At 69.5% G+C, this 13,137-nt stretch carries 15 protein-coding genes; 3 read left to right on the forward strand and 12 right to left on the reverse strand.

Annotated features, from left to right (window positions below):
- The coding region (locus tag IT293_12665; protein MCC6765504.1) for an LLM class F420-dependent oxidoreductase at positions 1-821 on the forward strand (821 nt) is incomplete at its 5' end.
- 4 nt (positions 822-825) lie between these two features.
- Here the strand turns inward: IT293_12665 and IT293_12670 are convergent.
- Genes IT293_12670 through IT293_12705 form a run of 8 tightly spaced genes read right to left on the reverse strand, consistent with a single transcriptional unit; the run spans position 826 to position 7,389 of the window.
- Positions 826-1,059: a hypothetical protein gene (locus IT293_12670; GenBank protein MCC6765505.1), complete on the reverse strand. Its 234-nt coding sequence runs from the start codon at positions 1,057-1,059 to the stop codon at positions 826-828.
- Complete coding sequence (locus IT293_12675) at positions 1,049-1,756, reverse strand: NapC/NirT family cytochrome c (GenBank protein ID MCC6765506.1); 708 nt, start codon at positions 1,754-1,756, stop codon at positions 1,049-1,051. Before IT293_12675 ends, IT293_12670 begins: the two co-directional genes overlap by 11 nt.
- A gap of 7 nt (positions 1,757-1,763) precedes the next feature.
- Complete coding sequence (locus IT293_12680; GenBank protein ID MCC6765507.1) at positions 1,764-2,234, reverse strand: c-type cytochrome; 471 nt, start codon at positions 2,232-2,234, stop codon at positions 1,764-1,766.
- Complete coding sequence (locus IT293_12685; GenBank protein ID MCC6765508.1) at positions 2,201-2,800, reverse strand: hypothetical protein; 600 nt, start codon at positions 2,798-2,800, stop codon at positions 2,201-2,203. Before IT293_12685 ends, IT293_12680 begins: the two co-directional genes overlap by 34 nt.
- On the reverse strand, positions 2,790-3,416 hold the full coding sequence (locus IT293_12690) for a hypothetical protein (GenBank protein ID MCC6765509.1): 627 nt from the start codon (positions 3,414-3,416) through the stop codon (positions 2,790-2,792). The genes IT293_12685 and IT293_12690 overlap by 11 nt, the downstream gene beginning before the upstream one ends.
- A gap of 4 nt (positions 3,417-3,420) precedes the next feature.
- Positions 3,421-4,716, reverse strand: coding sequence for a hypothetical protein (locus IT293_12695; GenBank protein MCC6765510.1), 1,296 nt, complete (start codon positions 4,714-4,716; stop codon positions 3,421-3,423).
- A gap of 5 nt (positions 4,717-4,721) precedes the next feature.
- Positions 4,722-5,033, reverse strand: a complete 312-nt coding sequence (locus tag IT293_12700; GenBank protein MCC6765511.1) for a hypothetical protein — start codon at positions 5,031-5,033, stop codon at positions 4,722-4,724.
- Positions 5,034-5,052: 19 nt separating this feature from the next.
- On the reverse strand, positions 5,053-7,389 hold the full coding sequence (locus tag IT293_12705; GenBank protein MCC6765512.1) for an OmcA/MtrC family decaheme c-type cytochrome: 2,337 nt from the start codon (positions 7,387-7,389) through the stop codon (positions 5,053-5,055).
- A 486-nt stretch (positions 7,390-7,875) separates the two neighbouring features.
- Between IT293_12705 and IT293_12710 the strand changes: the two genes are divergently transcribed.
- Together IT293_12710 and IT293_12715 are read left to right on the forward strand one after the other, a co-directional pair.
- Entirely contained in the window at positions 7,876-8,373 is a 498-nt protein-coding gene (locus tag IT293_12710; GenBank protein MCC6765513.1) for a hypothetical protein, read from the forward strand.
- Between the two features lie 97 nt (positions 8,374-8,470).
- Entirely contained in the window at positions 8,471-9,475 is a 1,005-nt protein-coding gene (locus IT293_12715; GenBank protein ID MCC6765514.1) for a hypothetical protein, read from the forward strand.
- 95 nt (positions 9,476-9,570) lie between these two features.
- Here the strand turns inward: IT293_12715 and IT293_12720 are convergent, their stop codons facing one another.
- The 4 genes from IT293_12720 to IT293_12735 form a co-directional block, all read right to left on the reverse strand.
- Positions 9,571-10,356, reverse strand: coding sequence for a hypothetical protein (locus tag IT293_12720; protein ID MCC6765515.1), 786 nt, complete (start codon positions 10,354-10,356; stop codon positions 9,571-9,573).
- A gap of 318 nt (positions 10,357-10,674) precedes the next feature.
- Positions 10,675-12,150: a hypothetical protein gene (locus tag IT293_12725; GenBank protein MCC6765516.1), complete on the reverse strand. Its 1,476-nt coding sequence runs from the start codon at positions 12,148-12,150 to the stop codon at positions 10,675-10,677.
- Positions 12,151-12,299: 149 nt separating this feature from the next.
- Complete coding sequence (locus IT293_12730) at positions 12,300-12,887, reverse strand: tetratricopeptide repeat protein (GenBank protein ID MCC6765517.1); 588 nt, start codon at positions 12,885-12,887, stop codon at positions 12,300-12,302.
- The coding region (locus tag IT293_12735; GenBank protein MCC6765518.1) for a hypothetical protein at positions 12,884-13,137 on the reverse strand (254 nt) is incomplete at its 5' end. The genes IT293_12735 and IT293_12730, both read right to left, overlap by 4 nt.

Below are 13,137 nucleotides of genomic sequence, written 5' to 3' on the forward strand. Positions count from 1 at the left end.
CCGCGCGGGCGCGGGAGGCCGCCGCCGAGCTCGACGCGCTCGGCTACGGCGCGCTCTGGATCCCCGAGGCGTTCGGGCGCGAGGCCTTCACCAGCTCCGCGCTCCTCCTCGCCGCCACCAAGCGCATCGTGGTCGCGACCGGGATCGCCAACATCTGGGTGCGCGACCCGACCGCCATGGCCGGCGCGCAGAAGACGCTCGCCGAAGCCTACCCGGAACGCTTCCTCCTCGGTATGGGCGTGAGCCACGCGCCCCTCGTCGGCATGCGCGGCCACGACTACGCGAGACCGCTCTCCGCCATGGAGCGCTATCTCGACGCGATGGACCAGGCGCCGTTCGTCGCCTGCCAGCCGCCGTCTCCACCGAAGCGGGTTCTCGCCGCGCTCGCGCCGAGGATGCTCGAGCTCGCCGCGCGGCGCGCCTGGGGCTCGCACCCCTACTTCGTCCCGCCCGAGCACACCGCACACGCCCGCGCCGCCCTCGGCCCGGGGCCCGTTCTCGCCCCCGAGCAGGCGATCGTGCTCGAGCGCGACGCGACGATCGCGCGTGCCGTCGCCCGTGGCCACATGGGAATGTACCTCGCCCTCCCGAACTACGTGAACAACCTGAAGCGCCTCGGCTTCACCGACGAGGACGTCGCGAACGGCGGCAGCGACCGGCTGGTGGACGCGATCGTCGCCTGGGGCGACCTCGACGCGATCGCGCGCCGCATCCGAGCCCACCACGACGCGGGGGCGGACCACGTCTGCCTCCAGGCCCTCGACCAAGACCCGCGCGCGCTGCCGCTCCGGCAATGGCGCGAGCTCGCGGCCCTGCTGTGAGCCGTCAGAAGATGTTGCGCTGCCGGAGCTCGCGAACCACGATCACCAGGTAGATCCCGCACGCCAGGCCGAGGAGGATGCCCGCGCCGCCGACCGAGAACGTCATGGTGAGCGGCGTCAGCTTGACGACGGCGCTGATCACGCAAAGCATCGCCAGCGCCTGGAGCAGGCCGGCGAGCGTCAGCCACCCCTGACGCGTCCGGCGGGCCGCGGCTCTCCCGACCTCTTCAGGAGTCATGGACCGCTTCCGGCTTCGTCGCCGCCTCCGGATTGGCCGCCGCCTTCGGATGCGGCGACACGTGACAGTCGCCGCCGATGCACGATCGCTCGCTGGTGGCGATCTTGGCCGCGTTCTTCTCGTGCTCGGGAACCTCGCGATACGCCTTCACCGGCTCGTGACAGAAGAGGCAGCGCTCGTTGTTGTACGTGCCACGAATCTTCAACGGCAGCTCGTAGCCGCCGGTGGTGTTGAACCACACGTGACGGAGCCCGGCGATCTTCGCCTGCACGTCCCCGAAGAGCCCGTAGTCGGAGTGACAGGTGTAGCACTGATGATCGTTGATCCAGCGAAACTGGTAGTGCAGCGACGCGAGATGCTCGCTGTCGGGGTTCTGGAGATCTTGGACGTACCCGTCCATCACATGGCACGAGGCGCAGAAGGAGACCGGCTTGGCGCCGGTGATCGCGAGCCCCGCGTTCACCACGTACGCCAGCGGCGACAGAAACAGGAACCCGATCAACATCGCCAGGCGCGACGACGGCTCCATGCGATCGGACCCAAAGAACGGCCGGATCAGCGTGTGATAGGCGACCACGCCGAGCGCGAGCAGGCAGAGCGCGAGCGCAGCCGCGCGCACGGTGTGGAGCCCGGGCTCGCCGAGATCCACACCGTCCGTCGCCCGCGTGATGACGAGCGGCCACCACTCCCACGTCACCCGCGGTCTACTCCTTCAGGCACGACGTGAATCCCGGCGCCTGCTTCGCCTCCTGCTTGAGGCCCAACAAGAACGCCGCGAGCTTGTCGAAATCCTCCGGCGTCCCTTTGAATTTCTTGCGGTCCTTCTTCTTCGCCTCACGCTGACACTCGGCATCGTCCTTGAACTGCCCCTTCGGGCTCTTCAGGAAGCTGTCCAGCCAGGCCTTGTCGCGTTTCTTGCCGACGTCGGAGAGGTCCCCGCCCTTCGACTCCTTGTCCTCTTCCTCATCCTCACCCGCCTCCGCGCCGCTCTCCTTCAGGAATGCCGCCTTCTGCTTGTCGACCTCGGCTGCGCGGGCGTTCACGGTGTGGCACGTGTAGCAACGCTTCTCGATGAACACCCCGAGGCCCTCGTCGGCGGCCGACGCGGCCCCCGCAAGCACGCCCACCAGGCCGACCGCGACTAGCGCGGCAATACGCGAATGTGCTGACCCCATAGCGTCTTCTCCCTCCACGATGCTTCGTTGAGTACAGCGTGACAGACCGAGCAACCCGCCTCCCCGGCGGGTATCCGCAACAACGCCCCGAAATCCTCCGACGGTGCGCGGCGCGCGACGGACGGCGGAAAGGACCGCATGGCGACGAAGGACCGCGTCGCCTCGCTCACGGCCGACCGGTATACGGTCCGCCCCGTGAGCAGTCCCGCGGGATGAGGATCGTGACACGTGAAGCAGGCGACCTTCCCGTTCTCGTCCACCGGCAGGCGGATCGTGAGATCCTTCGGCAGATTCTTGCCGTCGTGCTCGCCGACGCCGGTGTGCTCGTTCTCCTCGTGGCAGCCGAGACAGTGCTCCGATGGCGTATCGACCAGAAAAAAGTCGGCCGCGTGCTCGTCCGCCTTCGGCACCTTGGTGTGACAGTCGACGCACACGCTCTTGCTGCGTGTCATCTTCTCGTGCGGATTCTCCTCGTCCTCGTCCTTGGCGGCGGCCGGACCCAGGCCCGCCGTCAGGGCGAGCACGCACGCGACCAGGAGCAGGAGCCCGCGGCGCTCAATGCTCATAGCCACCCTCGGTGTGACATCGCTGGCAGAAGCCCTGCGTGTGGCACTCGCCGCACTTCATCGGATTGGCGCGCGCCTCGATGCCGTGCGTGAACCGGACGTTGGTGTCGTGATAGTTGCGCACCGTCTCGTCGCGGCGGTTGTGGCAGTCCTGGCAGTAGCGCTCCTGGTGGCACTCTTGGCAGGTCTCGGAGTCGCTCTTCGCGAACACCAGGTGACGCGACATCCAATCGAAGTTGTGGTTCACCGGTGCGATCTCCCGCGTGTCGACGTGGCAGAGCCCGCAGCGGTCCGGAGCGATGTTGCCGGCCGGGTTGTAGTGGCAGGCGTGGCACGCGTCCTTGCCGCCGGAGAACGTGTCCTGCGCGGCGCGGATCGCCGCCGCGACGTCCTTCTCGTCCTCGACCCGCGCCGTCATCGTGTGACATGCGAAGCATTGGAGCTGCTCCCGCGCGAAGACGTTCTTGTGCGTCTCGTGCGAGAACACCGCGAGGGGATCGCCCGGGCGCTCGGCCTTCCAGCCCCAATCGACGCCCTGATTGAGCTTCTGGCATCCGTAGGCCGCGAGCGCCCCGAACGCCACCACCGCGAGCCACGAGATCGTCTGTCGTCGCACCTGGTCAGCCCCTACCGAACGTGAAGGTGATTCCGAAGTTCCCGCGCACGTCGGTCTCGAAATCGGGGTTGGTGTTGTATTCCATCTCGGCGAGCAACGAGACGTTGCGGAAGACGAGATACTGCGTGCCGACGATGTAGCTGTACGCCTTGCCGTGCTTGCCGGTAATGCTGTCGAAGCTGGCGAAGGCGAAGACGCCGTGAATCTCGAGGCCGCGGAGAATTTCCTCGGACACGCCGCAGTTCACGCCGATGGCGCGATCGCGGCCGCCGCCTTCGATGAAGTACGCGCCCTGGAACGCGCGCAGCCCGATCTGCCGCCAGAAGTTCCAGCCGAGGCTGAGCTTCCAGATGTTGCCGTGCGTCGCCTCCTCCTGCTGCTTCTCGTAGAGCGCAAACGAATAGCTGCCGGACACGTCCAGATAGGACGTCGCCCGATACGTCGTGCCCAGACGCGCCTCGTGCAGACGATCGATCGAGAACACGTCGAAGATGCGGTCCTGGAGAAAGCGATCGCGGTCCGGATCGGGCTGGTAGCTGTCGTACTCGAGGTTCAGATAGAGCGGGCGCGCGACGCTCAGGCCGACGCCGGCGCTCAGGAAGGCGACATCGCCCTCGGTCGCATCGAGCTCGAGCCGGCTGTAGACGTCGGCGCGGTCCGTGTAGGGCACCGCGCGCCGGAAGCCGACGTCGACGAAGTGGCGAGGCGCCTCGCCGTTCGGCGTCAGGCCCTGATACCCGACCGTCATCAGCGCCCCGAGGAGCTTCGTGGAGCGCAGCCGCGCGCCGAAGACTCCGAAGCTGCGATCGGGGCGCTCGGGATAGGGCTGGAGATCCTCGTCCTGGTACCCCCCGTAGGCGACCAGGTCGAATCCCTCCACCGGCTTCGCCCGCACGTAGGCCCCGTCCATGAGGACGAAGTTCGTGCCCTCCGTGAGGACCTGACGGCCGCCGCGCACCAGGAGCGCGCCGCCGAGCCCGCGGTACTCGAGGTTCGCGTTGTAGACGTCGACCGTCGCGCCGTCCCCGTTCGCCACCTCGCGCGCGCGCGCGAAGGTCGACAGGGATAGCCCGCGCGTCGGATCCGCGCCCTTGAAATCGAGGTACTGATAGAAGGGAAAGACCTTCTTGTCGTCGTCGAGTGGCCGCCGAAGCGGCGTGTTCGCCTGGAAGGCGGTGTAGACGTTGCCGTAGAAGCCGCTCGACGTGGGCGTCCACTTCGGAGGCTCGCACGGAGCCGACCGCGCCAGCAGGAGGCTGGCAATCGCGACGGCGCAGGCCAGGCGGACGGAAGGGCGCATGCTCGCTACTCGTCCAGTCCGTTGTTGCCGTGACAGAGGCGGCAGCTGTCGAGACGGTCGCGCGCGACGAGGCGCCGGATGTCCTCCAACGGCAGGACGCCGGTCCCGCTGTGATCCGTCCGGTGCAGCTCTTCGATCGGGTGGCAGGTGAAACACTCCCGGCGCTGCCAGCCCGTCGGGTGCTCCGCGGCCGTGAGCTGCGTGCCCTGCGCGGTGTCGAGCAGGTTGCCGAGATCCTGCCCGTCGTCGTTGCCGCCGCCGCAGGCCCAGAGCCCCACCAGGGCCATCACCGCCGTCACCGCCCACCGACGCGTCACGCCCGGGCTCCCCTCCGCCTCAATTCGGCCTCTGAATGCGATCCTCACGGGCGAGCCCGGGGAAATGCGCGCTTTCGACGCTGAACTTCTTCCCGACCCCGTGACAGCCGGCGCAGCTCGACTCCGACTGCGGTCCGGCCGCGTGGTTCTGGCCGGTGGCGAAGTTCACGTCATCGTGACAGCTCGCGCAGACGGCGATCGTGGGCGGCGTGGCGAAGGTCTGGAGCACGCTCTTGTCGTCCTGTCCGCGCAAGAACTCGCGCGTGGTCGACGGCAACACCCCGGCCTGCAACACGCCCTGTCCGGGCGAGAGCACGTAGCTCCCGGGAACGTGACACGCCTCGCAGTCGCGGAGATCGCCCGGATACAGAAGCTCGCCGAAGTCGACCGGGTTCTCGGTCTGGTTCGGAAACTGCCCGGACGGGCGACCGTAGAGCACGTACGGCGCCGTGAGGTTCTCGCCGCGATGGATCTCGTGGATCATCACTTTGAAATCGATCGGACTCGTCGTCGCCGTCTCGCCGACGGGCGGCAGCTGGCGGCTCAGCGTGTCGTTCGACGGACTGTGGCAAACGGGGCAGTACGTCACGTCGTTGCGAATGCCGCCGTGCACGAGGAAGTCCTGCGAGAAGATCCCGTGGCAGACCGAGCACCGGGCGATCGAGACTGGCTGCCGACGCGCCGCCGGAGCCCCGTCCGTGACGGCGAACGCGAGCATCTCGTTGCGGCCGGCATCGCGCACCTCGTTGAAGACCTCGCCGGGGTCCTCGACGCCGTTGCCGTTCGCGTCCCGCGTTCCCGAGCAGTTGCTGCCGCCGAGACGCTGGTTGGCCCCGTCGATCGTCGCGCATTTGTAGCCCTCGACGCCGACGACGTAGGTTCCGGTCGCGTTCGGCGGCACGTTGCTCTTGAATGCGTAGCGCGAGACGCCCGATGGATCGGTGCCCGACGAGTCTCGGATCGCCGATTCCGACTTGAAGGTCTCGGCGCCCGGCGTCCACGGGCTCGACGGGTCGCCCGGGACGATCGTTCCGTCGCCATCGTAGTCCTGCGCCGAGTACTCGACCGTCGAGCCCCCGAGCGTGAAGCTCAGGGAGTTCATCGTGACGGCCGGAATGGCGTTGCCGTCGTCGTCGGTGATGCGGAACGTGACCACCGGATGCTCGCCCGGCCCAACGACGGTCGACCCCGTCTCGGCGCTCTGTACCGCGATGATCTCGAAGTGCACGCCCCGCGCCTGCGACGAGTGAGCCGGAATCACGTGGCTCCCGACCACCGACTGATCGAACTCCCGGCCCGAGTCCGGCACGTGGCAAGCCGAGCAGCTGCCGTCGGTCGGTTGCGGCCCGCCGCCGTGATTCGCGCCGCTCGCGAAGTTGACGTCGTCGTGGCACGACCCGCAGGCCGCGCGCGACGGCTTGGTCGAGAAAAAGTGACTCTGCGTGCCGCCGGCGTGGCAGGTCTCGCAGTTGCGGATGTCCTGCGGGAACACCACGTGCGAGAAGTCGATGACGCTCTGGCGAAACCCGACGATCCGGTACGGCGTCCCCGCCTCGACGCTCGGCAGGTTCTCACCGCGATGGATCTTGTGGATGAGTTCGGGGAAGCCGAGCGCGTTCCTGGTGTCGGGATCGATCTGCGTGGTTGTCTCCCCGGTCGTGAAGTCGGTGATCTGCGATGAATGGCAGGTGACACAGAGACGCACGTCACGGCGCGAGCCTCCATGGGCCTCGAGCGGATCGTGGCACCCGTTGCACGTCTCGGTGCGCACGATGTCCCGCTCCGCGGGCAACGGGCCGCCCGCGGGCACGAAGTCGTGGACGGCGTTCGACACGTAGCCGACGTCGTCGATCGTCACGTCAGCGTAGATGGCGACCCGATGGGACGCGCTCGCGTCGTAGCCGTCCGGCAGGGTGATGGCGAAGAGATACCGGTAGACGCCGCCGCCGACGTCCTGCAGCGTTCCCGTCGCCGCGTCCTCGGCCGCCGCCTGGGTCGCCGCGATGCCGGTGTCCGGGCTGGTCTGCACGGTGGTGAGATAGTCGCGATACTCGTGGGCCTCGGGATCGAGTACCGCGATCACCAGGCGAATCCGGACATCGGACGCCGACCGCGGTCCGCCGTTCTCGTCGGTGAGCGCGAAGCGGACGACGGGGCGATGGTCCTCGTCGACCTCGGCGTCGAGGATGGTGACGTTCAGCCGGTTGATGCTCGTCGCCGGCGGCTCGGGTGGCTGGGCGTTGTCGTTGCCGCCCCCACCGCCGCCTTCGCACGCGGCCAAAGCGCCGAGCACTGCCACCGTCAGCAGTCGCCATGCCGCCGCCAACCCTCTCGACCGTCGGATGTCCAGCAGCACGCTGACCCCCTCCGTCTGGAACCCTGACCCAGAACCCCGAGCGACGCCCGCGGAGCGCCGTATCGCCTTGTCTGCGCTCGGTCAAGGAGAACCCCCACGCGCGCAGCGCTTTCTTGACCCCGCAGCGCCCCGCGCGGATTCTCGAAGTCGAGAATGCGGCCCGGCTTCCGTTCTCGCCACTCGGGAGCGCGGGCGTGCCGCTCTCGGTCCCACGCGTCTTTCCGCCATCCTGCCGACTGGCACGGCCGCTGCTCTGGAGAACGGTATGCCCCATGCGGCCCCCGAAAGGAGGGCGACGATGAGCGCCCTTGCAACCACAGTCGTCAAGCATCCCCGTCCCGTGAGCAAGCTCCTGCAAGTCACCCGACATCGTGTCCTGCGCTGGTTCCGTCCGACCGAAGCCCACCTCCGCCGCGACCGATTGGAGCCGCATCCCCATCCGATGCCTCCGCCCGCCGCGGCCGCTCGCGAGAACGGAGCGCCGCGATGAGCGGCACGCGCGAGGTCCGCTACTACGACTACGTCAACGCGAGCTACGCGCGGGTGGGCGACGTGTTGCGGCGCGACCTGCTCGCCGTCTGCCGGACCGCCACCAAGACCGCCGCCGCGCGGGCCGCGTCGGTCGCCTCCGAGCTGCACCTGAACGTCGGCGGCTTCGAAATCGGCACGGACATCGCCATCGCGCTCGGCCCCGTGCAGGAACGAACGGCCGACGCCAAGGCGCCCGCGACCACGACGTTTCCGCTGGAATGGCAGGCGGCGAGCCTGCCGCGCCTGTTCCCGTTCATGCACGCGCAGCTGATCGTCTACGCCCTGACCCCGACGGAAACGCAGCTCGAGCTCGTGGGCCGTTACGATCCGCCACTGGGAGCCGTGGGAGCCGCGCTCGACGCCCTCGTCGGTCATCGCATCGCCGACGCCTCGGTGCATCGCTTCCTCTCGGAGATCGCCGCGCATCTGCGCCAGACGCTCGCCGCGGGCTGAGCCCCCGGCGCAGCGCCATGCGTCGCCCGCGTCGCCGGGGGGCATCGATCGTTCGATCGTTGAGCGCACGCCCGGCCGTCTGCTAACGAGCCGCGCGATGTCCGATGCCGCCGCGCGCACCGCCTGGAATCGCCCCCGGTTCGTCCCGGGCAAAGCCGGCGGGCATTACGAGAGCTGGTTCCTCCGCGCCAACCACCCCGCGCGGCCGCTCGCGTTCTGGATCCGCTACACCATCTTCAGCCCGCGCGAGCGTCCGCAGGACGCCGTCGGCGAGCTCTGGGCGGTCTGGTTCGACGGCGAGACCGGAGCGATCGCCGCGGTGAAGGAGGAGCACCCGCTCGCGGCATGCGCTTTCGGCACGGACGCAGTCCTCGCGCGGGTTGCCGACGCCGTCCTCGACGACGGACGGCTCGTCGGCGCGGCGCGCTCCCCCGCGCACGCGCTCGCCTGGGATCTCGCCTACGGCGGCGGCGACGCGCCGCTCCTCCTCCTGCCGGCCGACCTCTACGTCCGCAGCTTTCCCAAGGCGAAGGCGCTCGTCCCGCGGCCCCGAGCCGCGTTCCGGGGCACGATCCGCGTCGACGGCGCGGCGCACGCGATCGACGGCTGGGTCGGCAGCCAGAACCACAACTGGGGCGCCCGCCACACCGACCGGTACGCCTGGGGCCAAGTCGCCGGCTTCGACGACGTCCCCGAGGCCTTTCTCGAGTGCGCGACGGCCCAGGTCCGGCTCGGCCCCCTCTGGACCCCGCCCATGACCCTCGTCGTGGTGCAGCTCGGCGACGAGCGCCTCGCCTTGAACTCCCTCGCCCGAGCGCTCCGCGCGCGCGGTCGCATCGACGGCCTCGACTGGCGCTTCGCCTCCACCGACCGCAGCGTCGCCGTCGAGGGCCGCATCACGGCGCCGGCGGATCGCTTCGTCGGGCTCACGTACGGCAACCCGCCCGGCGGCACGAAGATCTGCCTGAACTCGAAGCTCGCCGCGTGCGAGCTCACGCTCCGCCGCGCCGGCCGGCCGCCCCTCGTCCTGCGAACGGCCCATCGCGCCGCGTTCGAGATCCTGGACGATGCGCCGCGCGCCGACATCCCCGTCGTCGCCTGAGAGTCGCGGGCGCCCCGCCGACCCGCCCGCGGCGCGCGATCGGCGGGCGACGGGCGCGTCGCCCCGACGACGCGCCCGTCACACGGCCGGGACGGTCACTGGTCGGGCTGGTCGGAGCAGTAGATCGCGCCGTTGTTGGTATCGAGCGCCGTGTGGAAGCTCGTCCAGATCGCGCTCGCGTCGAGGCATGGCGGACAGCTGTCACCGGCCTTCAGGACGGACTGCATGAAGCGCGCCTTGCACGACTTGACGACGTCGTCGGTCTCGCACTCGGCAAAGGTGGTGCGGATCGGCTTGTCCCAGAACAGGAGCTCGGTCGTCTTCTGGTGGCAGTGCAGGTTCAAGCACTTGGCCGCCTTCTCCAGGCTGCGCGCGATCTTGTTCTGGCACTTCACCACGTCGCGCTGCTGCGACACGAAACCGTGGCCGTCGGGGAACGCCGTATTGGCCGGGTTGTTGTCGCAGTAGATCTGATCCTTGGCCACGTTCACGGCGTCCCGGTACAGGGGATAGAGCGCCTGGCGCGCTGGCGCGTCGAGGCAGTTCATGCAGGTTCCCTGATCGAGCTTCTCGAGCGCCCGCTGGTACTGCTTCTCACACGAATAGGTCCAGGTGCTGCGGCAGTAGTTGTAGTCGAAAGCGAGGCCCCGGCTCGCGGCCGAGGCGAAATCGATCGCGCAGCTCAGCTCGCAGTTGAGCGGCATGATCGTCGCCCGCTTGTTCATGTAGCGCGTGCACGAGAGGCCGCCCTGCGACGGCGGGGCGTACCCTGCCGGGAGGTTCATGTTCGTGGGATCGAGCTTGTCCCCCGGGGCGGCCATGGCCGCGCTCGTGAGGGCGAGGGTGATCGCGGCGAATGTCGCGACGACGAGTTTCTGCATGCGGAAGCTCTCCTGTCGTAGAGTTTGGGGGGCGGCACGCGGAGCCGCGTAGGGACCGTCGAGGAGGCTCGGAGAGCAAGAAGACGGCCACCCTGGCTCGGCGCGCTACGTGCGCGTGCGGACGAGATTTTCGATGAAGACACCGCCACGGCCCGCTCGCATCCGACTCGTGCGCATTCGCCAGGGACGGCACGTCTGCCAGCTTCACCCGCCCGAAGCGGGGGGGAGCCGGCCGGGACGGACGGGCGGAGCGCGATGCGTCACCCGCTCGGGGGACGCATCGCGCTCTCGCCCGGAACGCCGCGCCGGGCCGGTGGCTTACGGCGCCTGGGCGGCGGTCGGCCAGTCGGCGCGCGGCGGAATGCGGTCGAAGATCGCGTTCGCCGCGAAGCCGAGATCGAAGTTGCACGTGTCGCCGGCGACGCCGCCCGGAAGCGCCAGACACGCGTTGGAGATGTCGGTCGCCGTCGGCTGCGAACCGTACGGCCCGCCCACCGGACCGAGCCACTCGAAGTACTTCGTGAAGAGCGCCGTGATCTCCTGCTCGCTAAACACGCAGTGGCCGTAGGTCTCGATCCAGGTCTGCGTGTGCGCCTTGCCGCCGGCCGTGAGCGCGTCGTCGTAGACGCGGTTGAACTCCGGGATCACGAGCCAGTCGTTTGCGCCGGCCATCGACAGGATGGGATACGCGACTTTCTTGCCGAACCCCTTCGTGAAGTCCGGCGAGAACGCCTTGCGGAGCTGCTTGCGGCCCTTCCCCGCGGTCAGCCGCTCGACGTTGGCGTCGTAGTCCGCAGCCAGCATCACGTCGTCGCCGAGCCCGGTGTAGTCGAGCGTGTCGTTGAAGCCGATCCGCTTGCCCTTGAGACGCTTGTCGTCCCACACCATGTCGCCGAGCCCGAGCACCGGGAAGCCGATCGCGCTCGCGACGTTGACGCCGCTCCCGCCGTGGGCGGCATCGCCCGTGAACTGCGTGAGCTCCTGGAACTTGGCGTAGCGCGCCGCCTGGTCCACGTCCGGAGCGCCGAGGATGCCGCCGAAGCACGCGTCGACCTTGAGTGCGACGCCGATCGCATCGCTGCTGGAGTTGTCGCTGTTCGGCTGGCCGGTGTCGCTCGGGTACACGAACTTCGCGCCCGGGACGTCGTTGCAGACGTAATCGTAGACCAGCCGCACCTCGTGCGCGACGTCCCACGTCGTGAGGCCGCCGGCCGCGGCGGCGCACAGCGGCACCGCGCCGTCGATCTTGAGCTTCAAGGTGGCGTCGGCGGTGACCGCGCCGCCGCCGGAGAAACCCGTGACGATCACGCGCTTCAGCTGGTCGCCGAAGCCCGAGCTCTTCTTCACGTACTTGAGGATGTCCTTGATGTCCTTCGCGGAGTGGAACGTCGCCCAGCCGCTGTCGGTGTACGTTCCGGCCGCGACCGCCTTCCCCATCGGCAGCAGCACCTCGTCGAGGCCGAGATAGGAGATCTCGTTACAGAACCGGTTGGGACCGCAATCCGAGTCCTGCTCGCACGTCGTGCCGACGTGATGGCTGCACGTCTCGTGCGGACGGGTGTGCAGGTCGTTCAGGTCGAACCCGTGATTGATGATGACGAGGTCGCCGTCCCAGTCCGAGGGGAAGGTGACGCGGAAGAAGCCGCCGGTCTTCCCCGCACCCGTCTGCTCGGTGCAGGTGTAGCCGTCGCTCACGTGGTCGGCGGGACAATCGGGGAACGCGTGCGCGAGGGCCGGCAGCGCACTGAGCGCAAGCGCGGCGGCGAGCGCCTGGAACTGGGTTGCAACCTTCACTGTATCCTCCTGTGGGGTCGGGACGCGATCCGCGTCGATCCCTCGCGGCTAACACGGGCGAAACGACGCGGTCAACGCAAAATCCGAGGCGGAATCCGAGGCGCGTGCCGGCGCGCCGCCGACCCCGGCCGCCCGCGGGTCGGCGCCGGCTATGGCTGACGCGCGGTCGCCTCGCCCTTGCGGACGCGCATGCCGTCGGCGTCGCGCCCGAGCTCGAGCCCCGGCTCCGCCTCGCGCGCCCGCCGCTCGGCCTTCCACGCCTCCCCGGGGTTCACCTTGCGGTAATAGACGTTGGCGAGCGCGATCCAGCGATCGGCGTTCCCGGGATCGAGCTCCGCCGCCGCCCGCAGGTGGATCGCGGCCTCGTCGAAGGCCGTCAGACGATAGAGCAGCCCCCCGAAGTCGCCGTGGTTCCGGGCGGTCGGTTCCGCGGCGACCACCTCCCGGAACGCTTCGACCGCCTCCATCACCTTCCCCTCCGCGAGGAGTCGGTCCGCGTCCTCGCGCCGGACGGCGCCCGCGGTGGGCGCCGGCGGCGCGGAGCCTCGTGGCGGCGGGGTGGCGCGCGCGGCGGGAGGCGCGTTCGGCGACGCGGCCGGCGCGACGGCAGTGGTCGGGCTCGCCGCCGCCGTGGGCGCGGGCCGCGCTGGCGCGGCCCGTTCCCGCGGGCGGCGCCAGAATTCGATGCCGACGACGAGCCCGAGCAGCGCCGTCGCGACCAGGACCCGCCGCATCACGGCGTCGAGCTCGGCGCGTCCGCGAGCGCCGCGAGCACGAAGAGCGCGACGCCGTGCGGTTCGACGTCCGCGGCGATCGTGCCGTCGAGCACGCCGAGCGACCGCTCCGCCCACGCGTCGACAGCGCTCATCCGAGCGGCGATGCCGAGCGACGCGAGGCTCGCCTCGACCCGCGCCGCGGCCGGGCCGCGGTTGAAGAGCGCGACGGCGCTCCGTCCGTCCGCGAGGGTGCGCGTCCAGATCTCGACCG

The sequence above is a fragment of the Deltaproteobacteria bacterium genome, from assembly GCA_020848745.1.
GTDB lineage: Bacteria > Desulfobacterota > Binatia > UTPRO1 > UTPRO1 > UTPRO1.

Bases quoted from the DNA above. Each gene is read 5' to 3' on its own strand.
- IT293_12685 (MCC6765508.1), bottom strand. From the start codon at position 2,800: ATGAGCATTGAGCGCCGCGGGCTCCTGCTCCTGGTCGCGTGCGTGCTC.
- IT293_12680 (MCC6765507.1), bottom strand. From the start codon at position 2,234: ATGGGGTCAGCACATTCGCGTATTGCCGCGCTAGTCGCGGTCGGCCTG.
- IT293_12715 (MCC6765514.1), top strand. From the start codon at position 8,471: ATGTCCGATGCCGCCGCGCGCACCGCCTGGAATCGCCCCCGGTTCGTC.
- IT293_12695 (MCC6765510.1), bottom strand. From the start codon at position 4,716: ATGCGCCCTTCCGTCCGCCTGGCCTGCGCCGTCGCGATTGCCAGCCTC.
- IT293_12670 (MCC6765505.1), bottom strand. From the start codon at position 1,059: ATGACTCCTGAAGAGGTCGGGAGAGCCGCGGCCCGCCGGACGCGTCAG.
- IT293_12720 (MCC6765515.1), bottom strand. From the start codon at position 10,356: ATGCAGAAACTCGTCGTCGCGACATTCGCCGCGATCACCCTCGCCCTC.
- IT293_12710 (MCC6765513.1), top strand. From the start codon at position 7,876: ATGAGCGGCACGCGCGAGGTCCGCTACTACGACTACGTCAACGCGAGC.